The following is a 24,376-nucleotide window of genomic DNA, read 5'->3' on the forward strand; positions in this document are numbered from 1 at the left end:
CGGGCCGGAAGGAGCACGCCGTGTGCCACCCCGCATGGGCCCGCGCCCGGGTTGTAGCGCGGCACCTGGACGACCTCGCACGCCTGCGCCGCGTCCGCGACCTGATCGACCGGGAGTACGCGCGTCCGCTGGACGTCGGGGAACTGGCCCGCCGCGCGGGCATGGCGCCCGGACACCTCAGCCGCGCGTTCCGGCTCGCGTACGGCGCCCCGCCGCACGCCTACCTGGCGGCGCGGCGCGTCGAACGCGCGAGGACGCTGCTGCACCACGGCGACCCGGGCGACGCCGCACCGGCCGGGGCGGGGGCCCCGTCGGTCACGCGTCCTGGCCCCGGGCGCCCATCAGGGAGTTGAGTTCACCGTAGTCGACGGCGTCCGCGAGGGACGTGTAGGTGCCGGTGGCGGTCAGCTCCGCCGCCGCCCGGCGGGCCGTCGCGTACGCCGCCTGGGCGACCGAGGAGCCGAGGCTGACCCGGGCGACGCCCAGCTTCGCCAGCTCGGCCACGGTCGGGGCGCCGGGGCCGGCCAGGATGTTCACCGGGGCCGGGATGCCCGCGGTGAGGGCGGCCACCGTGCCGGGGTCGGTGACGCCGGGGACGAAGACGCCGCTGGCCCCGGCGTCGAGGCAGGCGCGGGCGCGGTCCAGGGTCTCCTGGAGGCGGGTCTCCTCCGGCCCGGCTCCCAGGAGGTACGTGTCCACCCGGGCGTTGACGTAGAGCCGTACGCCCGCCGCCTCCGCCGCCGCCCGGGCGGCGGCGACGCGCGCGCACTGCTCGGCGGACGGGCGCAGCACGGAGCCGCCCTCCGGGTGCCCGTCCTCGATGTTGATGCCGACGGCCCCGGCGGCGACGACCCGGGTGACGGTCTCGGCGACCTCGTCCGGGGTCGCGCCGAACCCGCTCTCGATGTCGGCGGTGACCGGGACGGACACCGCGCCCACCACCCGGGCGATCAGGGCGACGGCCTCGTCCCGGTCGAGCCGGTTGCCGTCCGCCGCTCCCAGTCCCCAGGCGACGCCGGCACTGGTGGTGGCGATCGCGCGGGCCCCGGCGTCCTGGATCAGGCGGGCGCTCGCGGCGTCCCAGGCGTTGGCCAGCGCCAGGGGAGCGGCGGGGTCGTGCAGGGCGTGGAACAGCTCGGCGCTGTCGTGCTGAGTGGTCATGAACGGTATTGCACCAGGCCCAACAGCCCTTCCGCTGGCGAGTTTTCGACATTGCGGTTTTCGGAGGGCACGGTTTCCGGAAGGCGCGGCTTCCGGACGTCACCGCCGGACCCGGCCACGGCGGTGGCCTCCGGGACCGGGCGTCGGCGCGGTTCCGATCCCGGTGCCGTTCCGATCAAGCCGGTGCGGGCGGTGCGGGCGGTTCGGGCGGGTAGCGCACGCCGAACCACTGCTCGGCGCCGTACTCCTCGAACCGTTCGACCTCGGTGAAGCCCAGCTTCGCCGCGAGGCGCATCGCGCGGACGTTGGCGCTCCGGGTCGAGAGCACCACGGGTTCGCCGGGACGCACCCCGGCGAACCGGTCGAGCACCGCCCCGCACGCCTCGAAGGCGTACCCGTGTCCCCACGCCCCGGGCAGGAACAGGTAGCTGAGTTCGGCCTCCCCGGCCTCGGGACGGACGTGCCCACGGCGCCCGGCGTCGCGCGGGTCGAGGGTGACCAGGCCGATCATCCTCCCGTCGAGTTCGGCGACGAAACAGCCGGGGCGCCGGCCGGGGACTTCGGGCATCGCGCGTTCGAGTTCGCCGCGGGGCCGGGCGCCGCCGATGTGGGTCCCCACCTCGGGCGAGGCGAACAGCTCGACGAACACCGGGCGGTCCCGGGCCTCGGACGCGCGGAGCACGAGCCGTTCGGTCGCCGTCGGGTCGGACGGCAGGAGGAGGGCCCCGGGCTCGGTCATGGTGGGGAACCTACCGCGTACCCGGGGGAGTTCGACGGAGAAGGCCGCATGCCGACGGGGCGATCGGTGGGGAAACCCGGCCCCCGCCCCGGCTCCCGCCCCGCGCCCCCTCCCGGCCGTCCGCAATCGGGGTCGCTTCCGGCGCGCGTGCGGACCGGCCGGAATGCGGGAGGCGGGGCGTGGGGGGGTGTGAGGCACGGAGTGGCGAGGGAGAAGCGGGAACACGAGATGTCGTGGTCCGCCACGGTCGTCACGGGACCCGGCCGTGCGGCCGGAGGAACAGGAGTCGTTTCATGCCGGGCGGAAAGCGGTGGGCGGACGGGACACGGCGAGTGGACGGGACACGGCGAGTGGACGGGACACGGCGAGTGGACGCGGGAGGCCAGGTGGACGCGGGACGCGGAGCGGCGGACGGACGGGGGACACGCGGCGTGAACGACGACCGGGTGCGCGAAGCGTTCCGGCAGGAGTGCGAGGCCCTCGCCGGTGCCGTGGCCGGACTCTCCGGGGCCGACTGGACCCTTCCGACACGCTGTGTTCCGTGGACCGTGCGCGACCTGCTCGGGCACGTGTGCGTGGTGATCGACCGGCTTCCGGACATGCTGGCCGCGCCGGCACCCGGCGGGGCGGAGATCTCGGCGGCGGAGTACTACCGCCCGGACGACCGCTTCTCGTCCCGTTCCAACCGCGCACGGGTCACGGCGGCCGGGGACCGCGCGGCGCGGTGGGCCGACGGCACCGACGCCGCCGAGGACTTCGCCGCGACCTGGCGGCGGGCCGACCGGCTGTGCGGGGCCCAGCCGGCCGGCCGGACCGTGCGGACGCGCCACGGCGACGCCATGCTCCTGTCGGAGTTCCTCCTCACCCGCGTCGTGGAGGTCGCCCTCCACGGCCTCGACCTGGCCGACGCACTCGGACGCGACGCCTGGCTCACCCCGGCGGCCGGTGACGCCGTGGCGGAGCTGCTCCTCGGCGCGGAGCACGCCGGGGCGGCGGGCGAGCTGGGCTGGAACCGGCCCCGCCTCCTGCGCAAGGTCACCGGCCGGGAACCCCTGGACGGAGCGGAAGCCGCACGGATCGAACGGCTCGGCGTCCGCCGGCTCACCCTGGGCTGACCCCCGCGCCGCCGCACGCGTCCCCCACGATGGATCCGTACCCCACGATGGATCCGTACCCCACGCCACGACACCGGGAGAACCCGTGACCGACAGCAAGAACATCAACAACCCCGTGGGCCAGGGCGGCGGCCAGCGCAAGAAGCTGTCCCGCGCCGAACGGCAGAACAACGGCCCGCACCGCAACCTCGACCGTCAGGGCGCCGCCGACCGGAAGGCGGAGCTGGTGCGCAAGATGCGCGAGAAGACGGGCACGGCCGAGGGCGCCGACCGGACGGACGACGACACCGCGCGGAGCTGACGCGCCGCCGTCGGCCGTACGGCACACGGGGCCGCGTCCGGCTGGTGCTGCCGGGTCCCGGACGGGGCTCCGGAGGCGTACAACCATGTGGTCGCCCGGGGGTCTCAACCGGTGAGGCGCACGGTGCGCCTGAAGTTCTGGGGAGGAATGCCCGTGCCTTTGGTTCGTTCGACGCGGAGGCGGCTCGCCGGTGCCGTCACCACCGTTCTCGCCGTCACGCTCGGGGCGACCGCCCCGACCGTTCCCGCGTACGCCGCCCCGGTTGTGGGCGGAGTGCTCGCGGCGGACGCGGCGGCGGCCGCGGACCCGATCGCGTACCCCGAGGGCAGCAGGCTCGCCGGGGCCGGCGTGACCGGCTTCCTGACGACCTCCGACACCGGAACGACCTTCCGGCGCTACTCGGACGGATCCGGGCAGGGGTACGGCGGCGCCGTGTATCTGCGGTCGACGCCGACGACCGACTTCCTGGTCTTCAGGGGCTCGTACAAGATCACGCAGCGGAACCTGGCGACCAACGGATCCCTGGAGGTCCCCGTCGGATCCCTGCCGGGCGACGCGAAGTGGGCGGGCGCGGCGGCCGACGCCGTCTTCACGACCGTCGCGACCGAGGCGGGCACGGTGCTCCGCAAGCACGTCGACGAGGCCGCGACGGTGACGGTCACGGGTCTCCCCGCCGACGCGGCCTCCGTGATGGTCACGCCCGCCACCCCCGCCCACGCCAAGGTCGCCTTCACGCAGAAGGGGCTGGGCGCGTGGGGCCTCCTCGACCTCGCCACCGGCGTCTTCACCCCCGGCGCCCCCGGGACCGTCACGTCGGCGGTCTCCGCGACCCACACCGCCTGGTCCAGCGGCTCGGCGACGGACCAGGGCCCCCGGGTCTTCGTCGCGGACCGGGCCACCGGCGCCGTGCAGGAGGCCCCGGTGTCCCCGGTGCCGTCGCTCGGCAACCTCCAGGTCGGCCTGGTCGGCGACTGGGTGCTGTACGGGCAGAAGGGCGGCATGGGCTTCTCCCAGCCGAGCGTCCACCACGCCATCACCGCCCATAACGTCACCACCAGGGCGACGGTGAAGGTGCTCGACCACGCCTACGAGTTCACGTCCGCTCCCGACGGGAGCCTGTACGCGCGCGGCGGCCTCGTCGGCAGGGGCGAGGGCGTGTACCGGATCGCGGCCACGGACGACGGCACCCTGAAGGCCGAACCGGTCGCGATGACCGGCAGGCCCACCGAGGTCGTCGCCACGGCCTCCACGGTGCCCCCTGCGGTCCTCGACCTCGACCGGACCGACGGGTTCGTCTTCAGGTGGACGCTCTCCCGCGAGGTGCGGAACCCGAAGCTCACCGTCCGCCACGTGCGGACCGGGAAGACCCACACCCTGTCCTGGCAGCCCACGACCGACGCGCCGGTGTTCGCCTGGGTCGACAGCAACCGGGACGAGGACGTCCCCAACGGCGACTACGTCTGGGAGATGACCGCCGAGCCGGACAACGGCATCGGCCCGGCCGTCACCGCCAAGGGCGCGTTCGAGGTCGTCCGCAAGGCGCAGCCGCACGACTTCAACGACAACGGCAGCCCCGACCTGCTCAGCCGGGACTCCGCCGGCCGCCTGTGGCGCAACGACCTCTTCTACCGTCCGATCGACGAACGGCGCGGGATCCACGAGAGCGGACCCCGGGCCCTCCTCGGCTCGGGCTGGAACGTCTACGACCGTCTCGAAGCCGCCGGCGACCTGGGTGGTACGCCGGTCGGGGACCTCCTGGCCCGCGACAAGTCCGGCGTGCTCTGGCTGTACCCGGGCAACGGCGCCGGGGGCTTCGCATCCCGGATCCAGGTCGGTGGTGGCTGGCAGGTCTACGACAGGATCACGTCCGGCAGCGACCTGACCGGCGACGGCCGTGTGGACGCGCTCGCCACCGACGAGACCGGCGGGCTCTGGCTCTACCCCGGCACCGGCAGCGCCACGAAGCCGTTCCTGCCCCGCAAGAAGATCGGCACCGGCTGGGGGGCCTACAACGACGTCACGGCCGTCGGCGACATCGCGGGCGCCGCCGCCGGTGACCTCGTCGCCCGTGACAAGGACGGCGTCCTCTGGCTCTACCTGGGCAAGGGCGACGGCACGCTCGCGCCCCGCACGAAGCTCGGCGGCGGCTGGAACCCGTTCCGTCCGCTGATCGCCGCCGGTGACGCGGACGGTGACGGTCGCCCCGACCTCATGGCCCTCCACGCGGCCTACCAGGCGCCGAGGCTGTACAGGAGCACCGGCGACTGGAAGGCTCCGTTCCAGGCCGGCGAGGCCATGTACCTGGAGCAGGTGGCCGCGAACACGACGGACCTCGTGTTCTGACCCCGCCGCACGCGCGGGAAGAGGGGCTGCCGCACCACGCGGCCCCTCTCCCCGCGCGGGCGCGGTCCCTCCCCTTCGTGCGCGTCGCCACCGGCTTCACGGCGCGGACGACGACGACGAAGCCCCGGGTCGCGGACCCGGGGCTTCGTTCACGAGCGGACGACGGGAACCGAACCCGCGCCATGACCTGGGGAGTCATCGCCACCCCGCTCGTCCTCCCCGAAGTCGGGCGCCCGGAAGGGGCTCGTGGTGGGGCGCGGTGATGTCGCGGCGGCGCGGGGGGACGCTTCTTCCGGAGCGGAGAACGGCGAGGTCAGGTCGATGGCAGGGGTCCTCTTCCTTGTGGGTCCATGCACGGACCTGGTCGGCTGTGACCGGGCACGGCGGCCCTACAGCTTGGTCATCTTGGCGTACGGACTCACGATCCGCTCTTGCACCGAGCCGAAATCCACGACCGCCGCTGTCCCGTTCTCGATACCGGTGACCCGGCCGAGACCGTGCACGTCGTGTGTGACCTGGTCGCCCACGGCGAACTGCTGGGGAGGCAGCGTGACCGGGGCTTTGAAGGGACTGGTGGGCAGGAAGCGCTTCGGTGCACTGGGCTTTGTCATCGCCACCAGTATGCGCCCACGCGTATCCGCCACGGCCGTTCGCGTCCGCAGCGCACGGTGGCGGAGAAGGGTCTCACCGGAGAGCACCGGCCCCAGGGCGTCGGCCCGGGACTTCGCCGGGGAGCGGAGGACGGGAGCCGAGCCCGTGCCGCAAGCGCGGGAATCCCCTGGCACGTGGACACGCGAAGGGCGTTCGACCTGCCGGAACGGTCTGCGGGCGGACCGTTCCGGCTCGGTGCTCCGGAGTCGTGCCGTTCAGGCGGATTCGAGGACAGGGCGGATCTCGACGGTCTCCGGGGTGGGAAGGCTCTTGGCCAGTTCGACGGCTTCCGCCCGGTCGGTGACGTCGACGACGAACCAGCCGCCGAGGGTCTCCTCGCCGGTGTGCGCGGGCCCGTCGGTCACCACCGGTGTCCCGTCGGCCGGGGTGCGCACCGTCGCCGGGGCGGTGTGCCCGGTCTCCAGGGCCTCGCCGCCGACCAGCTTCCCGGCCGCGGCGAGGCCGCCGATCCAGTCCTCGTACTCCTTGCGGTAGGCGGCCCGGTCGGCCTGGATCCGGCGGCGGGATTCGTCCGTCTCGAAGATCACGAGTGCGTACTTCACGAAGGTTCCTCTCCGGTCGCCGTACGGGCGACCACTGTCGGCGGTGCGGGGCGGGGGCCGTTCAGGCGGTGCCGTCCGGCGGGGTGAGGCGGGCGAGCGCGCCGGTCTCGAGCGCGGTCCACAGGGCGCCGTCGGGACCGACGGCGATGCCGTGCGGTTCGGAGCGGGGGGTGGGCAGGTCGTACGTGGTGACGGAGCCGTCGGGGGTGAGGGCACCGACGCGGTTGCCGCCCCATTCGGTGAACCACGCGGTGCCGTGGCCGTCGACGGTTACGGCGTGCGGCCGGGCGGTGCGGTCGGGCAGCGGGAACTCGGTGATCCGCCCGTCAGGGGTGATCCGGCCGATCTGCCCGGCGGCGATCTCGACGAACCACAGGGCCCCGTCGTGGCCGGCGGCGATCCCTACCGGTGCTGCCGCCTCGGTCGGGAGGGGATGGAGGGCGACCGCGCCGTCCATGCCGATCCGGCCGACGGCGTTGGCCTGGTTGAGGGTGAACCACATCCCGCCGTCGCCGCCGGCGGTGATCATGGAGGGGAACGCGCCGGTGACGGGGAGCGGGAACCCGGTGACCTCGCCGTCGACGGTGATGCGGCCGATGCGGTCGGCGGCGGTCTCGGTGAACCACAGGGCTCCGTCGGGTCCCGCCGCGATGCCGAACGGCCCGCAGCCGGGGGTGGGCACGTCGAACTCGTCGATGACGCCGGCGGTGGTGATCCGCCCGATCCGGTCCGCCCGGTACTCGGTGAACCACAGCGCCCCGTCGGGGCCCGGGGTGATGACGGTCGGCCCGCAGCCGGGGTCGAGCCGGTGGCTCGTCGGCTTCTCGCCGGGGACGAGCCGGCCGATCCGGCCGCCGTGGACGAGGGTGAACCACAGCGCGCCGTCCGGGCCCGTGGTGAGGGCGTAGGGTCCGGCCGCGCCGTCGGCCACCGGGTGCTCTTCGATGGTCACAGGGGTCACAGGGGCTTCTCCAGGTCGTGTTCGGCGGCGATGCGTTCGATGTCGGCCGGGGTTCCGGCCATGAGGGTGCGGGCGTGTGCGGTGACCAGGTCGGCGGGCCAGTCCCACCAGGCGGCGCGCCGCAGCCGTTCGACGTCGGCGTCGTCGTAGCGTCGCCGGATCGGCCCGGCGGGGTTGCCGCCGACGATCGTGTAGGGCGGGACGTCGGCGGTGACCACGGCGCCGGCCGCGATGATCGCGCCGTCCCCGATCCGCACGCCGGGCATGACGGTCGCCCGGTAGCCGAACCAGACGTCGTTGCCGACGACCGTGTCGCCACGGCTGGGCATGGACGTGATGATGTCCAGGGTCTCCTCGGCCCACCGGCCGCCGAACATGGTGAACGGGTACGTCGACACTCCCATGGCGGGGTGCGCGGCGCCGGCCATCAGGAAGGCGGTTCCCGCGGCGATCGCGCAGTACCTGCCGATGACCAGGCGCTCGGGGCCGTAGGCGTACAGGACGTTGCGGTGCTCGAACTCCGTGGCGCCGTCCGGATCGTCGTAGTACGTGTACTCGCCCACGATGATGTTCGGCGAGGTGACCAGCGGCTTGAGGAACACCACGCGTTCGTGCGCGGGCAGCGGGTGAAGGGTGGTCGGATCGGGCGACAAGGCGATTCTCCTCGGGGAGGGGGGTGACCGGGGTGCGGCGGAAACGGGCCGGGGGGCGGCTTTGGTTCAACTCGGGCTGTCGACGGGTGCCGTGGCCCGGCCCGGACTGTCGGCGGACGCCCTGTCCGAAGCGGTGGTCGCACCTGGCCCGGTGGTACGGCGCGGGGCCGCGGGGTCTTCCACGGGCTCGGACTCCGCGGGCGTGGACCTCGCCGGCCCCAGGCCGGTGAACACGGCGGTGACCAGGGTGACGGTGCCGGCCACGAGGAAGGCGCTGTCGAGGCCGGTCTCGAAGGAGGCGCCGCCGGACTGGCGGGCGCGGACGACGGCTCCGAGCACCGCCACGCCGAGCACCGCGCCGATCTGCCGGGTGGTGCTGCTGATGCCGGAGGCGAGGCCGCCCTCCTGCGGGCCGACTGCTTGGACGGCGGCTCCCGTCAGGGGGGACAGGGTGAGGGCGAAGCCGGTGCCGGCGAGGCCCAGCCGCCACCACACGTTCCCGTACCCGGTGTCGGCGTGCACCGCGCCCAGCGCGAGGAGGCCCAGGCCGGCCAGGGCCAGGCCGGTGGTGACCACGCCTCGGAACCCGTACCGGGCGGCGAGCCGGCCCGCGTACGGGCTGACGACCACCATGGCGAGGGAGAGCGGCAGGGTCTGCAGTCCGGCGCGCAGGACCGAGCTGCCCTGGACGTACACGAAGAACTGGGAGAAGAAGAACGACGAGCCCATGAGCGCGAACCCGACCACGGTCATGGCGGTGTGGGACACGGTGAACAGCCGCTGCCGGAACAGCCGCAGCGGCAGCATCGGTGCGGAACGACGCGCTTCGACGGCGACGAAGGCGGCGAGGAGGATCACCGCGGCGGCGAAGCTCCCCAGGATCACCGGCGACGTCCAGCCGAGGGCACCGCCCTCGATCAGCCCGTAGGTGAGCACGCCCACGCCGAGGACGGACAGCACCGTGCCCGGGATGTCGATCGCGGGGGCGCCCGGGTTGCGGGACTCGTCGAGGTGGCGCCGGCCGACCAGCAGCAGGACCACGCCGACGGGCAGGTTGACCAGGAAGATCGCGGGCCAGCCGAAGGCGTCCGTCAGCACGCCGCCGGCCACGGGGCCGGCGGCCAGGCCGATTCCGCTGAGCCCGGCCCACAGCCCGATCGCCCTGACGCGTTCCCGCGGTGCGGGATGGGCGGCGGCGAGCAGGGCCAGCGAGGCAGGACTCAGCGCCGCCGCCCCGACGCCCTGCAGCGCCCGGCCGAGGAGCAGCCAGCCGAGCGAGGGCGCGAGGCTGCACAGCACCGACGCGGCGGTGAACACCGCCACGCCGGTCAGGTACACCCGCTTGCGGCCGAACCGGTCGGCGAAGACGCCGCCGGACAGCAGCAGCATGGCGACCAGCAGGACGTACGCGTCGACGATCCACTGCAGGCCGGTCAACTCCGTGTGCAGCCGCTGCCGCATGTCGGGCAGCGCCGCTCCGACGATCGTGTTGTCGAGCAGGACCATGAACTGGCCCAGGCAGGTCACCGCGAGCAGCACGGCCCGGTTGGACCGGCCGGCTGAGGCCGTGTGCGGTGCCGTCATCGGGCTCCTCCTTCGATCGTTGGTCGGACCCGGCCGGTGCGACGCGGGCGGTGGTGCGACCGAGCAACCTAAAGCAGCCGGTGGCTGCGTTAAGCGACTGTAGGGAAGGGTGCTCCGTAAACGCAAGTGGTAACTGCGTTAAGGTGGTGGGGTGAACGAGCGACAGCAAACCCGGCGCCCCGGCGGGCGCAGCGCCCGCGTCGGCACCCAGGTGCACCAGGCCGTCACCGACCTGATCGGCGAACGCGGTTACGGCAACTTCACCGTCGGCGAGGTCGCGGCCCGCGCGGGCGTGGCCGACAGCAGCGTCTACCGCCGGTGGGGCAACCTGGAGGCCCTGCTCGCCGACGTGGCGCTCACTCGCCTCGACGCGCGGTCGCCGATGCCCGACACCGGGAGCCTCGCCGGCGACCTGCGCACGTACGCGGCCCAAGTGGCCCGCGAGATCACCGGACCCGACGGCCCCGCGCTACTGCACCTGGCCGTCGCCCTGTCCGGCAGGGGCGAGCGGGGAGCGCGGGCGGCCGAGGAACTCCGCGCCGCACGCACCCGGCAACTGCGGTCGGTGCTCGACCGCGCCCGCGAACGCGGCGAGGAGGCACCCGACGTGCTCGACGTGCTGGACCACGTCCTGGCCCCGATGTACATCCGCGTCCTGTTCGGCATGGGCCCGCTCACCCCGGACTACGTCGACGGGCTGGTCGACCGCTTGCTGTGACCCCGCCCCCGTCGGCGCGGCTGCGGCCCCGCCAACTCCCCTTGCTTCACCGGACGGGCGGGGCTATGGTCTGCGGCGACATCGCGTGTCGGTCACCGGCTGGGTGAGGCATGGAGGTGTCGGGACATGCCCTCGGAGGCATTCCTTGTCAGTCGACTTGAACCACACGATCGTCCACGCCCGGGACAACCGGGAGTCCGCGGAATTCTTCGCGAACCTTCTCAACCTCGAAATCACCGCCGAGTGGGGCCCGTTCATCGCGATCGCCCTGGGCAACGGCGTCACGCTGGACTTCGCCACCGTCCCGGCGGACAGCATCACCCCCCAGCACTACGCCTTCCTGATCTCCGAGGAGGAGTTCGACGCGGCGTACGCGCGGATCGCACAGCGCGGCATCGAGCACTACGCCGACCCCCAGCGGAAGCAGCCCGGCGCGATCAACCACAACGACGGTGGCCGCGGCGTGTACTTCATGGACCCGGCGGGCCACGCCATGGAACTCATCACCGTGCCGTACGGCGGCTGGACCCCGTAACCGCATGCGCCGAGGGCCGCACTCCCGGCACGGGGTGCGGCCCCCGACCGCTGCTCGTGCCCCGGCGAGAACGGGTGACGGGGTCCGGACCCGCGCCGCAAGCTTGGGAATCACGCGGCACTCGGCACTCGGGCGGGCGCGCACCGTCCGACCTGCGAGAAAGGTGATGAGCGGCCTCGCGGTGGTCGACTCGTCGAAGCCTCTGGTGACCGCTGTTCACCGTTCCTACCGGCACGTCATGGCACGGCTCCGGTCAGGGCCCGGTGGAGGTGGGCCCCCCTCCGGAGGGAGACGCCCGGCTTTCCAGCGTCGTCGGGCCCAGTCGCCGGCTTCGCCGACGGCGGTGAAGAGGGCGGCGGCCGCAGCACTCGGCGCCAGGCCGACCGGGTGGTCCCTCGCGTGTCCCAGGAGCCAGAGGGCCCGGGTGAGCACGGCCCACCAGGCGGTGAGCGAGAGGGCCTCACGTCGCGCGCGGCCGGTCCGGGGTGATGTCGCGGGCATGGGATCAGGGGCCTTCGCGCGGGGCCACGACCGGGCGGCGCGGACGCGTACGGGTGGTGAGACCCGGAGCCAGGCACCCGGCGACGGCCAGTACACCGCCGACTGCCGTGCGGGCGAGCGCGATGCCGGGTGAGGTGCCGGTTGTGCGGGGCGGCGCGTTGAGGGGCGCGGTGGCGCGGATCAGCAGGAGGGCACAGCGCGTCCGTGTGGCCGGCCGTGTCGAGGTTGACGCCGGTACAGCGGACTCCGGCGTGAGGGCCGACCTTGGTAAGGCCGCGGAGGGCCGCATCAGGGGCCGCGCCGTCTGTCTGCGTGCGTCCATGCTGCCGGAACCCGGCAATGTGTTTCTCGGTGGGGGATGGCAGGCTCGGTCCCGTACCGAGGCGAGGCCGCGGAGGACCGAGGCGGTCTGATGCCTTCTCGTTCGCCTACTCGCGGCATTCCTGCCGGCTGCGGCTTCACCGCCGGGGGCGTCGGGCCTCTTCCTGGGGGCCGGGCGAGGCGACAGGAGCCCCGTGGCATGCGTCTCGGAGCCGGGCACAACCAAGGGAGGGGAACATGGACTGGCTGTGGGACGTGTTCGACGATGGCGCTCTGCTGCTCTTCGGGCCGCTGATGGCGTGGATCGCCGGGGAGTGGTGGCGTCACCCCGATCGGGCCCCCGCGTGGGCAACTCGTGGCCCGCAGTGGGCGGTGCGCTGCTGGACAGTGGGTTTCGTTCTCCTGGGAATCGGCATGGGGAGCAGCGGTGTGTACGGCTTGACCGGACTGCCGGAGCCCTGGGTGATCGGCTTCTGCCGTGCCGCCGGCCCGATGCTCTACCTCCTCGTCTTCTGGCTCCCTTTCGCACGTGGGGCGAGACGGCGTGATGAGACGCGGTCGTCGGCTCCCGGCGCGGCCGAAGGGACGACGGAAGGGGGCCGGGACGACGCCGGGCCGCCGAAGGGGCGCGTGGCGTGAGGCGGGGTGGGTGCTCGCGGGATGCCGGGCGGTGTGCGGGCCGGGTGGGGCACTGCTGTCCCTCGTCGGCCGGCCGTCATCCCCGGTTGCCTTCGCGGTGACGACGGTGCTCATGCACTGGTTCCGGCGGATTCGGGACTGGGTCGCGGGGGTGTTCGGCGGTTGTGCGGGTTCCGCCGTCGTCCTCGGCGCTGTGGAGCTCCTGCGGCCGGTGGTACGCCTCAGGGGCCCGCGCGAGGTCGCGGGCGACCTCACCGGCGTCCCGCTTCAGATGGTCTTCTGGCTCGTTCCGCTGCCCGCGGTCTGGTGGTTCGTGCGCCGACGTGAGCTTCGGGGCCGGGGCCGACGTGCCGCTCCGGCGCTCCAGGACCGATGAGTGCCGATCGGGAGGCGGTCGCGTCCCCCGGAACGCCGAAGCGGCCCGGTCACAGGAGGAACAGCACCGCCGCGCCCCACAGCGCCGACAGTGCCACGAGTGGCGGTCCGACCGGCATGCCCTGCCGTCCCGCCGGTGCCTCTTCCAGCGGCCGTAGTTCCGGGCGGAGCAGTAGCGCCCGCAGCTCCTCGGCGGTGCGCACCGCGTGCGGCTCGTGGCCCAGGCGGCGCTCCAGCCATGCCCAGCCGGTGGGCGACAGCTCGACGGAGGAGTCCTCGGCCCGGCCGACTCGGATGCCGTCGTCGGAGTGGTGCACGGACGTGATCACGTTCCACGGGACCCGCCTCACGCGCCACGCCCCGGTCACCCACAGCCCGTCACGGTCGGCGGTGATCCGCCAGGTGAGCGCCGTCGCCACGACCGTCACCAGCCACGGCAGACCCACGGCGAGCCACAGCCAGTGCCACGACGGTCTGTCCTCGAGCGCGGCCCAGATGCCGCCGCCCTGCACCAGCAGCAGACCGAGGCCCACGGCACGCGAGAAGCCGTGGGCCGTCCACGTGCGCGGGCCCGCCGAAGGCGTCATGCCGGCGGCGATCTCGTCGCAGGGCCGCTGCGGGTTCTCCCGCTCATGGCGCCGCTGCCCGCGCTCCGTCGACCCCGGGCCGGCCGGCTTCACCGCGGTGACACTGCACTGCACCGACACCTCGGCGTCGCCTTCGTCGTCGAACGCGACGAAGGCGACTTCGGCGCCGGCGTAGGGGACGCCGTACAGAACGGCCTCCCGCAGCGGCGGGGGAGGATCCTCGCCCTTGAAAATCGCCGTGATCCTGTCGAGTTCGACGACGGCCGCGTCGCCGCCGTCCCGGTTCTCCCCGTACTCCCCGTACTCCCCGTCGCCCTCGTCGCCCTCGTCCTCCTCCTCTTCCTCGAAGGCGTACAGCGAATGGAAGTGCAGGACCGGCCGGAGGCCCTCCGGGTCGTCGGCCGCGAACACCCAGGTGCGGCCGTCGTCGTGCCCCTCGCGCACCAGCACGCGCAGCACCGGCAGCGGTTCGCGCCGCAGCCGCTGCGAACGCCTCCGTCCGTCCACGCCGTTGGCGAGGAACGCCAGCCCTGCGACGGAGCCGGCCATCACCAGCAGCTCCCAGCCGATGGCGTCGTACGGCTCCGCCACCAGCGCCGCCCAGTCGCCGTCCACGACGATGTCGACCCGGCTGCCCACGGGGAAGTCCTCGGGGTAGGCCGTCTCGAAGCGATGGGTACGCCCGTCGGCCTCCACTTCGACGATGTCGATGTCGTCGTCGTCCTGCCCCATGGCCGTGACCCGTCCGGACAGGTGCGTGGCTCCCGCGGCCCGCTCCTCGTACGCGTCGACGACCTGCTGCACCTGCCGGCAGCCGAACCCGGCGACGCCCAGCAGCAGGGCGGCCAGGACGAAGGAGAACCGGCCCCGGCGGAACGTCCGCGCGGCGGCGGGCAGCGGTTGTGCGACCGGCCCGGCCGCCTCCAGGGCCCGCGCCCGCTGCCGCCCGGCGGCGGCCAGCCGATGGATGAGCCCGGCGGTGGTGAACGCGGCGGCCGCCAGGAACGCGAGCGCGGACGGTTCGCCGAGCGCCGACGTGACGCCGTCCTCCACGGCGAACCCCGTCAGCGTGGCCGCGAGCCCCGCGAGCGCGAGCCGCGGCTGCCGCCACACCCAGTACAGGGTCAGCAGCGACACGACGGCCGTCCCGAGGCCCGGCCAGTCGGTGCCGCACGGGGCGGCGGACGTGCAGGGGGCGACGGGACCCTCCACGATGTCCCACACCAGCGAGGCGACCAGCACCGGCAGCGCCCACAGAGGGTGCGCCCACCGGGCGGGCGCGGCAGCGAGCCACCGCTCGGCGTCCGGAGTCCGCCACTCGGCGGTGCCGGGCGGTATGTGTTCGGCGGGCAACGGCACGGGAGATCTGTTCACCCGCGCATTATGATCACGCGCGACGTACCGGACGGCCGCGCTCTGTCGGCCGGGGACATCCGCCGGTGAGCGGTCATGGACGGCGCTCGCCTTTCGCGGCCGAACGAAACGGCCCCTTACGGCGCGTGCATGGCACACGAGCCCGCGGAGGTCTGGACAACGACGAAGCTCCAGGCCGTTGACCTGGGGCTTCGTGAACGAGCGGATGACGGGAATCGAACCCGCGCTATAAGCTTGGGAATCACCGCCGCTACGCTGGCGATCTGGTGCCTGACCTGTGGAAATGTGCCCTGCAGTGATACCTCTTGCTGCTCCGGGAATGCCGGCGTTGACCGCTGTTCACCGCCCTGAAGGGCACGGATGGGGCACGTGCCCCACGACCTTTTGGGCACAAGAGGCTGCAGGCACGGACCGCTGTGCGTAGTGGGGCCACCCAGCACTGGTGGCGGCGTAGAGAGCTGCGTCGCACCGAAGACCGTGGAAACGCCCGCCACCGCTGGCAGACCACTCGCCGGACCTGTTCGTGATCACTAGCCATATGCGCTCACAGGGCGATTTGCCCGTGCCCGTCCGGTGGTTCGTACGCCGTGACCTGCTGAACGAACCAGGCCATGATGCTGACGATGTCCTCGGACCGTGTCGCCAACACCTCAAGGGGGAACGACGGGCGCAGTTCGAGCTTCGCCTCGGCAAGTTCGATCCCCGGAACGCCATTCAGACGGGCCATGAAGTCCTGGCGCAGCCCGCTGTCATCGAAAGGCGGCCTGGAGCGCATGTACTGGAAGACGACCTCGACCGTGCCGAACACGGGGTAGAGGGTGAACGGCCATATGGCAGCGGCGCGGGACGCGGACTCCTTGCTCAGCATCAGGAAGCAACTGGTCTCGGTCGCCTTGCCGTAGTCCAGATGGCAGCCGGGGGCGAGCTCTTCCCACGACCGAAGGAAGGCCAGGATGGCGTCGGCTGCGTCCGGCTGGTTCGCCCGGAGCAGTTCGGTGAAGCGAGCAGCACGAGCCTCGACCGTTCTGCTTGCGGACGCGGACTCGGAGGTGCTGCTCGACGTTCCGACCTCGGGCACCTCCTTGCCCAGGAGTGAAGCGAGATCCTCCGCGGTCAGGCGGTGCGAACTGCGCGCCTTTCCGCTGGCGTCGAACGGTACTCCTTCCGCGTGCAGGAGCGTGAGGGGATTGCCGCCGTATTCATCGTTCGGCCAGCGGAAAGCCCCTGAGACCCGTCCGGCAGCGGTGAGGACCCGGTACGCCCCATGCACACCGGCCTTCGTGGCGAGGAAGTTGCCTACGGGGACAGGATGGCTGCCGATCAATTCGGCGATGTCCCCGTAGGTGGTCCAGGTACCGGTGGGCATGGCGATCAGCGCGGCACGCAGATCGGCCCAGCCCGCCCACTCCTCACTGCCTGCACGTTGCTCTCCCTCTGGGCCGGCCCACAGGGAGACGGCACGCGACGCCAGGTTGTCGGCACGTTCCAGGATCTCCTTCCGGCCCCATCGGGGCGTTGCAGCGATCTCCTGGTTCATCCGGAGCGAACTCGCCTCCAGGATCTGCTGTTTCCGCTGGAAGGGGTGGTTGGAGAGCTTCGAGTTCTCAGCCGAGAGCGTCAGGTTCCCCAAGGTGTGCACCAGCAGGTCGTGCAGTTCCTGAGGCGTCTGGCCGTCATCCGAATCCTCAGCGAGGACGTCGAGCCATGCCTGGGCCGGCCGCTGTGGCAGTACGTGTTCCACCGTGAGCTTGGCTCGGTTGAAGTCCACGGGCTCCGCCGAGCCGTAGCTCTCCTCCAGACGCTGTAGGACGTATGCGCGCTGTTGCGCCTGCCCGTTCCAATAGAACGGCTTGCTCCGGATCCCTTCGGTGACCTCGGCATCGGTGGGCCAGCCGCGGCGTCGGCTTGAGAGGTAGCGTCGCACCGCCTCGGCGGCCGGCCGGTCGGACTCCATGTCACCCGGCATCGACATGAAGAGCCGGTTCAGGCTCTGGGTGCTGGCCTGGCACAGCATGCGGCGGACGAGAAATCCTTCGACGTACCCGAGGGCCTCTGTCGCCTCGTTGGCCTCTGCGCGCCCGGAGTCCACTAGATCGAGCAGATGAAGTGCGATCGGATAGTGGATGCGGCCGCCCCAGCTGGCGAGGTGACGAAGCTGTCGACGCAGCTCGTCATCCGGCTCCAGTGCGGGATCGAGGATCCGCCGCAGCAGCTCGGCGCGCCGGGCTAGTTCCCCGATCTCCTTCTCGAGCGCCTCCTCGTTCCCAGCCAGCGGTTCGAGCCGCTGCTGCTGGACACGGTAGATGTCGGTCTGCTTCGTCTTGCTCTCACCGCGCACGACGAGGTCGAGCCAGACGAGGAGCTCCAGGTTCTTAGGCCCCAGCTGCTGCTGCATGGGCAGCCAGAGCTGCTCATACACACGCTCACCCCGGCCGGGCAGGAGCATGAACACATAGTTCCTGAGCAGGTCGCTCTGGCTCAGGCCGACGCCGGTGTTGTTGATCGACTCGAAGATCCGGTACACGTTGTCGCCGCGCTCGGCAGTGATCTCCACGATGGAGAGCAGGTCCCGTAGGGCTAGCTCCACCGCGGTCGTCCATCCCTCGCCGTACTGGTCCTGTCCGTCTGCCAGCACGCCACGGAAGAAGCGGTAAGCGGCCCCGATGTTGTCAGCGCCTCCTGACCGGGGGCTGTTGTGGATGCAGGCTCCGAAGGAGGCCCGGTCAGCCTGTGTGGGAAGCAGCCGGAAGTGTTCGTCGCCCTCCAGGAACTCGTTGACGAGGTACTGGCGGTGGATACGGTCGGCTGTTCGCGCGGAGCCCTCCGCAGTCGAATCCCTGATGTGATCGCGCAGCGCGGTCAACGCCAGCATGATCGTCGTGAGCCTTTGCTGCCCGTCCACAACGAGCCAGCGCTGCATTCCTCCGGCCTGCAGCTGCCCGGGAGCGAGCACGACGGAGCCGAGGAAGTGTGAGGCGGGGCTGGCCCCGTCGAGTTGTTGCTCGACCAGATCGATCAAGTCGTCCCACAGCCGTTCCAACTGCTTCCTCGTCCAGCTGTAGGTCCGCTGGTAGAGAGGTACCTGAAATTGCTTTTCTCCCTGGACAAGCTTCAAAAAGGTGATCTCTTGCGCGCGCAAGGAGCGGCCCCCTCCGATGTGAACGTCCTGCCTGTCGGCCTCGCGACCTCCGGCGTTTCCCCATCAAGAGCGTAATGGGCGGCTCCGGCGCCCATGGCCCGGTCGGGAAGGGCACTCATCGCAGCCGAATCTGGTCGGCCCAAGCGCGACACCCAGCCGACCAGCGTCCTTCCGATCACGCCCTCGCCGTACGACGGACCCCATCGTGCGCGGTATCCGCTCGGTCGTGAGGTGCTGGAGTTCTGACCGCTCCCGGCCGGCCCCGGCGCACGACTCCCGGAGAGCCCCGGACAACGACGAAGCCCCAGGTCGCTGACCTGGGGCTTCGTCTCTACGAGCGGATGACGGGAATCGAACCCGCGCTATAAGCTTGGGAAGCTCATGTTCTACCATTAAACTACATCCGCGCAACGGCCGGATGATCCCTGCCGCATCGTTGCACACTGTACCCCATGCCCCACACGAGGCGAAGCCGGTGGTCCCGGGGTGCGTGCGGAGCGCCGTCCGGAGGCGGGCCCCGCGATCCCCTAGGGTGGCTTCTCGTTCGCCGCACGTGTAGGGGAAGGGACTTGATGGGTCCGATGGAGCGCACCGTCGTCCGCTGTGCCGAAGGGCACGTGTTCAGTACCGCCTCGTTCCCGCTCCAGCAGCTCGGAGCCGGGCGGATCGGGCCCGGGCGGCTCATCCGGTGTCCGCGCTGTGCGCGGTTGCGGCACGCGGTGCCGGTGGAGCTCGAACGGCGCTGACGGCGCCGGGGAGCGTCCGGGGGCGCGGAGTCCTGCCGATTGGGGCAGGTCCGCGCCCTCTGCGTATCGTGGGGGCGTGCTTCTCTCAGACAAGGACATCCGGGCCGAGATCGATGCCGGGCGGGTGCGCATCGACCCGTACGACGAATCCATGGTGCAGCCCTCGAGCATCGACGTGAGGCTTGACCGCTTCTTCCGGGTGTTCGAGAACCACCGCTACCCGCACATCGACCCCGCCGTCGAGCAGCTCGACCTGACGCGCGAGGTCGAGCCGGAGGGCGACGAGGCGTTCATCCTGCATCCGGGCGAGTTCGTCCTGGCCTCCACCTACGAGGTCATCACCCTCCCGGACGACCTCGCGTCCCGCCTGGAGGGGAAGAGCTCCCTGGGGCGGCTGGGCCTGGTGACGCACTCGACCGCCGGGTTCATCGACCCCGGTTTCTCCGGGCACGTGACCCTGGAGCTGTCGAACCTCGCCACCCTCCCCATCAAGCTCTGGCCGGGGATGAAGATCGGGCAGCTGTGCATGTTCCGGCTCAGCTCGCCCGCCGAGCACCCCTACGGGAGCGAGCGGTACGGCTCGCGGTACCAGGGCCAGCGGGGGCCGACGGCCTCCCGCTCGTACATGAACTTCCATCGGACCCAGGTGTGAGGCGGTCGCAGTCATGAGTGAAGTACGCGAGAACCTGACGTACGAGGGATTCGGGCGCGCCGTCCGCGAGCTGGCCCAGTCCATCGCCGACGACGGCTACGAGCCCGACGTCGTCCTCTCCATCGCCCGCGGCGGCGTCTTCGTCGCCGGCGGCCTGGCCTACGCCCTGGACTGCAAGAACATCCACCTCGTGAACGTGGAGTTCTACACCGGGGTGGGGACGACCCTGGAGATGCCCGTCATGCTGGCGCCCGTCCCCAACGTGATCGACTTCTCCGACAAGAAGGTCCTGATCGCCGACGACGTCGCCGACACCGGCAAGACCCTCAAGCTCGTCCACGACTTCTGCGTCGACCACGTCGCCGAGGTCCGCTCGGCCGTCGTCTACGAGAAGTCGCACTCCCTCGTGAAGTGCGAGTACGTGTGGAAGAAGACGGACGACTGGATCAACTTCCCCTGGTCCGTCGAGCCGCCCGTCGTCAGGCGCGAGGGACAGATCCTCGACGCCTGAGCGGTACGGGCGCGCCGGGCCCCGGGCCGCGCGCGGACGACGGAGGGGCCTCACCCGCGCGGGTGAGGCCCCTCCGTCGTCCGCGCGTCCCCTACAGCGTGCCCAGCTTGATCAGGCCCAGGAGCGCCACCAGCTGGATCGCCGACGCGCCCAGGGCCTTCGGCCAGGGGAGGTCGTGGGAGCGGCTCACCATGGCGGTGAAGAGCACGCCCGCCGCCAGCCAGGTCAGCCAGCCGATGACCTGGACCAGGCCGTTCTCGCCGCCGAGGAAGAGCGCGAAGACCAGCCGGGGCGCGTCCGTGAGGGACATGATCAGCATGGACAGGCCGACGGTCGGCTGCCACATCCCGTCGCCGCCGAGCTGGCGGGCGAGGGTGTGGGTGACCGCGCCCAGGACGAGCCCGCCGACGACGAAGCCGAGGGCGACCATCAGGACGTACGGGATCACCGTCGACAGGGTGGCGTTGATCGCCTCCTCGCGGGCCGTGTCGAAGCCGAAGATCGCCAGCAGTCCGTAGAGGGAGGTGACGATCAGGGCCGGGCCCCAGACGGCGTGGTCCCGCATTCGCAGGAACGTGTCCGCCGGGCGCAGCACGATGCCGCTCAGGAGCGCCTTCCAGGGGAGCCGGGGGCCCACCGGGGCGGGCGCGGCGCCGGACGGGTGGCCCGCGGCCGGGCCGTACGGGTCGTCCACGCTGAACATCTGCGTGTGGCCCGGGTTGTTCGCCGCGGCCGCGTGCGGGTGCTGCGGCTGGTGCCCGTAGGGGTCGCCGAAGTACTCCGGCTCCTCGTGGGACTGCCGGCCCTGGGGGCTCTGCTGTCCCTGCCGGCCCTGCTGTCCGTACCCCTGCTGCCCCGGTCCGTACCCCTGCTGCCCGTACGGTGCGGGGCCCCGGCCCTGCGGGGGCCACGGCTGCCGCGCGTGGGGCGGCGGCGGGGCCGCGTCGTACCCGTACGGCGCCTGCTGCGGTTGTTGTTGCGGGGGGCGGTTGTCCCGGCCGCGTCCGTTCCTGAATCCAGCCACGTCATTGAACGTACCCGCTCCCGCCGCCGGGGCGCTCCTTTGCGGCCGACCTGTGACATCCCCTAGGGGACGGGGGGCGGGAACGGCGACGGCCGCCCCGCACGACGTGTGCGGGGCGGCCGTTCTCCTACGGGCGCCGGGGGCGGGTCACGCGGCCGGCTCGGGCTCCGGCTCCGTCTCCTCCGCCGGCTCCGGGTCGACCGGGGTCTTCACCGAGTCGAGGAGCAGCTGGGCGACGTCCACGACCGTGACGGACTCCTTGGCCTTGCCCTCGTTCTTCTTGCCGTTGACCGAGTCGGTCAGCATGACGAGGCAGAACGGGCAGGCGGTGGAGACGATGTCGGGGTTGAGGGACAGGGCCTCGTCGACGCGCTCGTTGTTGATGCGCTTGCCGATCCGCTCCTCCATCCACATCCGGGCGCCGCCGGCGCCGCAGCAGAAGCCGCGTTCCTTGTGGCGGTGCATCTCCTGCTGGCGCAGGCCGGGGACGGCGGACATGATCTCGCGCGGCGGCGTGTAGACCTTGTTGTGACGGCCCAGGTAGCAGGGGTCGTGGTAGGTGATCAGGCCGTCGACCGGGGTCACCGGGGTCAGCCTGCCCTCGTCGATGAGGTGCTGGAGCAGCTGGGTGTGGTGGATGACCTCGAACTCGCCGCCGAGCTGCGGGTACTCGTTGGCGATGGTGTTGAAGCAGTGCGGGCAGGTGGCGACGATCTTCTTGGCCGACTTCGGCTTCTTCGTCTCCGGGTCCTCGTCGTCCTCGCCGAACGCCATGTTCAGCATCGCGACGTTCTCCTGGCCGAGCTGCTGGAACAGCGGCTCGTTGCCCAGGCGGCGCGGGGAGTCACCGGTGCACTTCTCCTCGCCGCCCATGATCGCGAACTTGACGCCCGCGATGTGGAGGAGTTCCGCGAACGCCTTGGTGGTCTTCTTGGCCCGGTCTTCGAGGGCGCCGGCGCAGCCGACCCAGTACAGGTAGTCGACCTCGGTGAGGTCCTCGACGTCCTTGCCGACGATCGGGACCTCGAAGTCGACCTCCTTGGTCCACTCGACGCGCTGCTTCTTCGCCAGGCCCCAGGGGTTGCCCTTCTTCTCCAGGTTCTTGAGCATCGTGCCCGCCTCGGACGGGAACGCGGACTCGATCATCACCTGGTAGCGGCGCATGTCGACGATGTGGTCGATGTGCTCGATGTCGACCGGGCACTGCTCGACGCAGGCGCCGCAGGTGGTGCAGGACCACAGGACGTCGGGGTCGATGACGCCGTTCTCCTCGACCGTCCCGATCAGCGGACGCTCGGCCTCGGCCAGGGCCGACGCCGGGACGTCCTTCAGCTGCTCCTCGGTCGCCTTCTCGTCGCCCTCCATCGTCTTGCCGCCGCCCGCGAGCAGGTACGGCGCCTTGGCGTGCGCGTGGTCGCGCAGCGACATGATGAGGAGCTTGGGGGAGAGGGGCTTGCCGGTGTTCCAGGCGGGGCACTGCGACTGGCAGCGGCCGCACTCGGTGCAGGTGGAGAAGTCCAGGAGGCCCTTCCAGGAGAACTGCTCGACCTGGGAGACGCCGAAGACGGCGTCCTCGGCCGGGTCCTCCCAGTCGATCTCCTTGCCGCCGCTGGTCATCGGCCGGAGCGCGCCGAGCGCGGTGGAGCCGTCGGCCTCGCGCTTGAACCAGATGTTGGGGAAGGCGAGGAAGCGGTGCCAGGCGACGCCCATGTTGGTGTTGAGCGAGACCACGATCATCCAGATCATGGTGGTGCTCAGCTTGATCATGGCGAAGAGGTAGACCAGGTTCTGCAGCGCGGCGACGCTCAGGCCCTTGAAGGCCAGGACGAGCGGGTACGAGGCGAAGTACGCGGCCTCGTAGTGCTCGACGTGGTGGATCGCGCCCTCCAGGCCGCGGAGCACGTAGATCGCCAGGCCGATGGTGAGGATGACGTACTCGACGAAGTACGCCTGGCCGGCCTTGGAGCCGGCGAAGCGCGACTTGCGGCCCGCCCGGCCCGGGAGGCTCAGGAGGCGGATCACGATGAGGGCCGCGATGCCGAGGATCGTCATCGAGCCGATGAACTCGATGTACAGCTCGTACGGCAGGAAGCCGCCGATGACCGGCAGTGTCCAGTCGGCCTGGAACAGCTGGCCGTAGGCGGTGACGATCGTCGGCGGCAGGGTCAGGAAGCCGACCGCGACGAACCAGTGGGCGAATCCGACGACGCCCCAGCGGTTCATGCGGGTGTGGCCGAGGAACTCCCTGACCAGGGTCACGCTGCGCTGGTACGGGTTGTCGGTCCGGGTACCGGCCGGGACCGGCTGGCCGAGCTTGAAGTAGCGGACGAACCGGCCGATGGCGCGAGCGAGCAGGGCAACGCCGACCACGGTCAGCGTCAGCGACACAATGATCGCGGCGAGTTGCATGACGGGCTCCTCGAGCGGGCCCGCTCAGTGCCTGAGCTGAGCCTACTAAGCGGTAACTTATCTAGTCCGTGCTGAGATTACCCGTTCGGGGCCCGTGGCGCAGCGGTCCTCGCGGTGATCTGTGTCGCTCAGGCGACCCTTGCCACGCGCGCCCGCGCGGGACGCCGCGCGGCGTCGGCGGACTGCTGGAAGCGTACGCGCCAGGACGGCCAGATCCATCCCGAGCCAGTGGTGGTCCACGTAGTGGAGGTCGAGCAGCTCGCGCTCCTCCCACGGCAGGTCCGATCGCCCGCTGATCTGCCACGGCCCGGTCAGCCCCGGGCGTACGGAGAGCCGGCGGCGTCCCTCGCCCGCGCACTCGCGGTGGCCCGGGGTCAGCGGGCACGGCCCGACCAGCGACATCCGGCCCGCCAGGACGTGCAGCAGCAGCGGCAGCGCGGCCAGCGGGCTCCTCGTGCGGAAGGTCAGCATCGTGAAGGGCCGCCCCTCCAGGCCCGCCACCGTCCGGCGGCGCAGCACCGCGCCGCCGGGGGACGCCGAGCCGAGGGCGACCGAGAGGGCGACGGCGGCGAGCAGCGGGGAGAGGACGACGAGGAGCGCGAGGGCGCCCAGGACGTCGAACGCGCGCTTGGCCGTCATGCGCCGCTCCCTTCCGCGCGGGACGAGCGTTCGCCGCACGCCTCCGGGCGGGGCGGGTGCTGCCCGCCCTTTCCGGGGGACGAACGGGAATCGTCGGATATTCATGGAATATGCCTGCTATGCCCGGGAAGGGGC

22 protein-coding genes and 1 tRNA gene are annotated in these 24,376 nt (G+C 71.8%); 10 read left to right on the forward strand and 13 right to left on the reverse strand.

Annotated features, from left to right (window positions below; all coding sequences use genetic code 11):
• Window positions 1-20 precede the first annotated feature (20 nt).
• A complete protein-coding gene (locus ACZ6AQ_RS17200; protein WP_468760524.1) occupies window positions 21-353 on the forward strand; it encodes a helix-turn-helix domain-containing protein in 333 nt (110 codons plus the stop codon).
• Here ACZ6AQ_RS17200 and ACZ6AQ_RS17205 read toward each other — a convergent pair.
• Together ACZ6AQ_RS17205 and ACZ6AQ_RS17210 are read right to left on the reverse strand one after the other, a co-directional pair.
• On the reverse strand, window positions 316-1,161 hold the full coding sequence (locus ACZ6AQ_RS17205) for an isocitrate lyase/PEP mutase family protein (RefSeq protein WP_468760525.1): 846 nt from the start codon (window positions 1,159-1,161) through the stop codon (window positions 316-318). The two genes, ACZ6AQ_RS17200 and ACZ6AQ_RS17205, sit on opposite strands and share 38 nt — an antisense overlap.
• Window positions 1,162-1,336: 175 nt before the next feature.
• Window positions 1,337-1,900 carry a GNAT family N-acetyltransferase gene (locus ACZ6AQ_RS17210; RefSeq protein ID WP_468760526.1) on the reverse strand — a complete coding sequence of 188 codons (564 nt, stop codon included), beginning with the start codon at window positions 1,898-1,900 and terminating at the stop codon, window positions 1,337-1,339.
• Between the two features lie 431 nt (window positions 1,901-2,331).
• Here ACZ6AQ_RS17210 and ACZ6AQ_RS17215 point away from each other — a divergent pair, with 431 nt between their 5' ends.
• From ACZ6AQ_RS17215 to ACZ6AQ_RS17225, 3 genes are all read left to right on the forward strand, one after another.
• Complete coding sequence (locus ACZ6AQ_RS17215; RefSeq protein WP_468760527.1) at window positions 2,332-3,015, forward strand: maleylpyruvate isomerase N-terminal domain-containing protein; 684 nt, start codon at window positions 2,332-2,334, stop codon at window positions 3,013-3,015.
• Window positions 3,016-3,100: 85 nt separating this feature from the next.
• The gene (locus ACZ6AQ_RS17220; RefSeq protein ID WP_388694838.1) at window positions 3,101-3,316 is read left to right on the forward strand and encodes a DUF6243 family protein; all 216 of its coding nucleotides are present in this window, start codon (window positions 3,101-3,103) and stop codon (window positions 3,314-3,316) included.
• Between the two features lie 147 nt (window positions 3,317-3,463).
• On the forward strand, window positions 3,464-5,659 hold the full coding sequence (locus ACZ6AQ_RS17225) for an FG-GAP-like repeat-containing protein (protein WP_468760528.1): 2,196 nt from the start codon (window positions 3,464-3,466) through the stop codon (window positions 5,657-5,659).
• A gap of 389 nt (window positions 5,660-6,048) precedes the next feature.
• On the opposite strand, the gene ACZ6AQ_RS17230 is transcribed toward ACZ6AQ_RS17225, so the two are convergent.
• The 5 genes from ACZ6AQ_RS17230 to ACZ6AQ_RS17250 all read right to left on the reverse strand — a co-directional run bounded on the left by ACZ6AQ_RS17230 (window position 6,049) and on the right by ACZ6AQ_RS17250 (window position 10,071).
• Window positions 6,049-6,270 carry a CarD family transcriptional regulator gene (locus ACZ6AQ_RS17230; RefSeq protein ID WP_468760529.1) on the reverse strand — a complete coding sequence of 74 codons (222 nt, stop codon included), beginning with the start codon at window positions 6,268-6,270 and terminating at the stop codon, window positions 6,049-6,051.
• Window positions 6,271-6,525: 255 nt separating this feature from the next.
• Entirely contained in the window at window positions 6,526-6,873 is a 348-nt protein-coding gene (locus tag ACZ6AQ_RS17235) for a YciI family protein (protein ID WP_468760530.1), read from the reverse strand.
• Window positions 6,874-6,934: 61 nt separating this feature from the next.
• Window positions 6,935-7,834, reverse strand: a complete 900-nt coding sequence (locus ACZ6AQ_RS17240) for a Vgb family protein (protein WP_468760531.1) — start codon at window positions 7,832-7,834, stop codon at window positions 6,935-6,937.
• Window positions 7,831-8,487: a CatB-related O-acetyltransferase gene (locus ACZ6AQ_RS17245; protein WP_468760532.1), complete on the reverse strand. Its 657-nt coding sequence runs from the start codon at window positions 8,485-8,487 to the stop codon at window positions 7,831-7,833. The genes ACZ6AQ_RS17240 and ACZ6AQ_RS17245 overlap by 4 nt, the downstream gene beginning before the upstream one ends.
• Before the next feature lie 66 nt (window positions 8,488-8,553).
• The gene (locus ACZ6AQ_RS17250) at window positions 8,554-10,071 is read right to left on the reverse strand and encodes an MFS transporter (protein ID WP_468760533.1); all 1,518 of its coding nucleotides are present in this window, start codon (window positions 10,069-10,071) and stop codon (window positions 8,554-8,556) included.
• A gap of 151 nt (window positions 10,072-10,222) precedes the next feature.
• Between ACZ6AQ_RS17250 and ACZ6AQ_RS17255 the strand changes: the two genes are divergently transcribed.
• From ACZ6AQ_RS17255 to ACZ6AQ_RS17270, 4 genes are all read left to right on the forward strand, one after another.
• Window positions 10,223-10,789: a TetR/AcrR family transcriptional regulator gene (locus ACZ6AQ_RS17255; protein ID WP_468760534.1), complete on the forward strand. Its 567-nt coding sequence runs from the start codon at window positions 10,223-10,225 to the stop codon at window positions 10,787-10,789.
• A 145-nt stretch (window positions 10,790-10,934) separates the two neighbouring features.
• Window positions 10,935-11,324, forward strand: coding sequence for a VOC family protein (locus ACZ6AQ_RS17260; protein ID WP_468760535.1), 390 nt, complete (start codon window positions 10,935-10,937; stop codon window positions 11,322-11,324).
• A 1,059-nt stretch (window positions 11,325-12,383) separates the two neighbouring features.
• Window positions 12,384-12,785, forward strand: a complete 402-nt coding sequence (locus tag ACZ6AQ_RS17265) for a hypothetical protein (protein ID WP_468760536.1) — start codon at window positions 12,384-12,386, stop codon at window positions 12,783-12,785.
• Between the two features lie 97 nt (window positions 12,786-12,882).
• Window positions 12,883-13,161, forward strand: coding sequence for a hypothetical protein (locus ACZ6AQ_RS17270; RefSeq protein ID WP_468760537.1), 279 nt, complete (start codon window positions 12,883-12,885; stop codon window positions 13,159-13,161).
• A gap of 49 nt (window positions 13,162-13,210) precedes the next feature.
• Here ACZ6AQ_RS17270 and ACZ6AQ_RS17275 read toward each other — a convergent pair whose 3' ends face one another.
• The 3 genes from ACZ6AQ_RS17275 to ACZ6AQ_RS17285 form a co-directional block, all read right to left on the reverse strand.
• Complete coding sequence (locus ACZ6AQ_RS17275; RefSeq protein WP_468760538.1) at window positions 13,211-15,121, reverse strand: hypothetical protein; 1,911 nt, start codon at window positions 15,119-15,121, stop codon at window positions 13,211-13,213.
• 544 nt (window positions 15,122-15,665) lie between these two features.
• Window positions 15,666-18,260 (reverse strand): GmrSD restriction endonuclease domain-containing protein, encoded by a 2,595-nt coding sequence (locus ACZ6AQ_RS17280; protein ID WP_468760539.1) that lies wholly within the window; start codon window positions 18,258-18,260, stop codon window positions 15,666-15,668.
• A gap of 336 nt (window positions 18,261-18,596) precedes the next feature.
• Window positions 18,597-18,667 (reverse strand) — tRNA-Gly (locus ACZ6AQ_RS17285).
• A 415-nt stretch (window positions 18,668-19,082) separates the two neighbouring features.
• On the opposite strand from ACZ6AQ_RS17285, the gene dcd reads away from it, so the two are divergent.
• Both dcd and ACZ6AQ_RS17295 read left to right on the forward strand, forming a co-directional pair.
• Window positions 19,083-19,658: a dCTP deaminase gene (gene dcd, locus ACZ6AQ_RS17290; protein WP_388694802.1), complete on the forward strand. Its 576-nt coding sequence runs from the start codon at window positions 19,083-19,085 to the stop codon at window positions 19,656-19,658.
• Between the two features lie 13 nt (window positions 19,659-19,671).
• Window positions 19,672-20,169 (forward strand): phosphoribosyltransferase, encoded by a 498-nt coding sequence (locus tag ACZ6AQ_RS17295; RefSeq protein ID WP_388694800.1) that lies wholly within the window; start codon window positions 19,672-19,674, stop codon window positions 20,167-20,169.
• Window positions 20,170-20,260: 91 nt separating this feature from the next.
• On the opposite strand, the gene ACZ6AQ_RS17300 is transcribed toward ACZ6AQ_RS17295, so the two are convergent.
• The 3 genes from ACZ6AQ_RS17300 to ACZ6AQ_RS17310 form a co-directional block, all read right to left on the reverse strand.
• On the reverse strand, window positions 20,261-21,193 hold the full coding sequence (locus tag ACZ6AQ_RS17300; RefSeq protein WP_468760540.1) for a Yip1 family protein: 933 nt from the start codon (window positions 21,191-21,193) through the stop codon (window positions 20,261-20,263).
• Window positions 21,194-21,340: 147 nt separating this feature from the next.
• Entirely contained in the window at window positions 21,341-23,602 is a 2,262-nt protein-coding gene (locus ACZ6AQ_RS17305; RefSeq protein ID WP_468760541.1) for a (Fe-S)-binding protein, read from the reverse strand.
• Between the two features lie 57 nt (window positions 23,603-23,659).
• Window positions 23,660-24,241 (reverse strand): sugar transferase, encoded by a 582-nt coding sequence (locus ACZ6AQ_RS17310; RefSeq protein WP_468760542.1) that lies wholly within the window; start codon window positions 24,239-24,241, stop codon window positions 23,660-23,662.
• Between the last annotated feature and the right edge of the window lie 135 nt (window positions 24,242-24,376).

It is taken from the genome of Streptomyces sp. NPDC041191, from assembly GCF_055591945.1.